At 35.7% G+C, this 1,568-nt stretch carries 1 pseudogene; it reads left to right on the forward strand.

Features of this window, described 5'->3' with window-relative positions:
- A pseudogene (locus M1F91_RS09095) lies at window positions 1-1,554 on the forward strand (hypothetical protein); the annotation flags it as partial.
- Window positions 1,555-1,568 lie beyond the last annotated feature (14 nt).

Here is a 1,568-nt window from a genome sequence, read left to right on the forward strand (position 1 = left end):
GAACAGTTATTTGCGGTTGATATAGATGGCGATGGTTTATTAGATTTTGCAGTGACTCCAGAGAATACAACAACTAAAGATTTGTTGAAAAAATATGGTGATTCAAAAGAAATTCGCTTAGACACGACCTCTATGATGACTTTGATTACAAATCTGAACGCTAGTTTAAGACATGCGGAAGAGTTGTTAGAAGTAGTCAAGCGTACAAGTCAGGCAAATGAAAATGTTATGAATAATTTGTCGAGTCGTACAAACAATCTCAAAGAAGCTGTCTTCCAGCATTTACAATCCATTAGCTTGATTGAAGCTATACAAAAGATAGACAAAGCTTTCAGTAATTATGATGGCATGAAAGAAACGTTTAAAACACTTAATGAATATAATCCCTATGATTTTTCTAGGAATTTTGACTGGTTCGGCTTTAGTGGCCTAAACGACTATTTTGATAGTAATGGAAATAATTTTGACCATGGAGCAATTGCATCAAAATTATATAGTGCGAAGTTTAATAGTGACTCTGCTCTTCTCGATATCGAAGTGCATAACATGACTTCAAAAGGAAAATCTGAAGGAAATGTATGGGCTAAGTCAAATACATCTACTTACTTGGGGGTAAGAGGTGCAGAACTAGTTAATTCATTTGAAGGAATGATTGAGAAAAGCACGACAGGTTTAGAGAAACGTTCTCATTTTGGTGATGGAATACCACAAGCTGTGAATGAAATTTTAAAAGTATTGGAACAAAATATCCAAACAATCATTTATTGTATCTCCTATACTATCTCTGTAGCCGAAGTTATCAAAACTGCTTTAGAAGAAACAGATAGAGGCTTGGCTAGAAATATAGATACACTAGATTTTAGTTCGGTTCCAGATGTTAATACTAGTGTTTCTCAGGATTATAATACCTACTTAGAGGAAAGCGGGATATTTGATGATCGTGATGTTATTAGTGCTTTTGATGATCAGATAGATGTGAGAGCTGAGGATCTAGCAAATCAGATGTCTACGTCTTTTAGCAGTTATCTAGATAGTGCAAAAGGCTATATTCAAAACACGAATAAAGTTATAAATACCTCAAGAGATAATTTAAAAGATCTTATCAATGATTTTCCTACTGAAATTTATTACAAGAACAAATTTGAGGATAAGGACGATAAAAAGTTTTATGGTACTGTGGAGTCCGAGATTTCAATATCGAGTACAATTCGAACAGCTGCTTCAGAGATTGATGTTTTGGATATAGACTTTACCACAGCAGCTACAACAATAAATCTAGTTGTGTCGATGTTGGGAGGTTTCAAGCCTGCGTTCAGGAATGGGATGGAGGATGCATTTTATGGAGCAGCTGACTTGAAAGGTGTTGTTCGTGCTCAAAAAGCAGTTGGTGCAGTTGTGAAATCTTTGCAGATTCGGTTTACAAATTTCAAGAGTGATTTAGATAGTCTGGCATCGGGTGCTGCGGTACAGGCGTTGGGATATAAGCTTGGAGACATGACAAATCTCATGGGTAATGTCAGTCATGTGATTGATGATTGCTTTGGGGATGATTAATTAGTAAGATATAC

Origin of the sequence: Streptococcus sp. oral taxon 431 (assembly GCF_023110115.1) — a bacterium.
Classification (GTDB): Bacteria; Bacillota; Bacilli; order Lactobacillales; family Streptococcaceae; genus Streptococcus.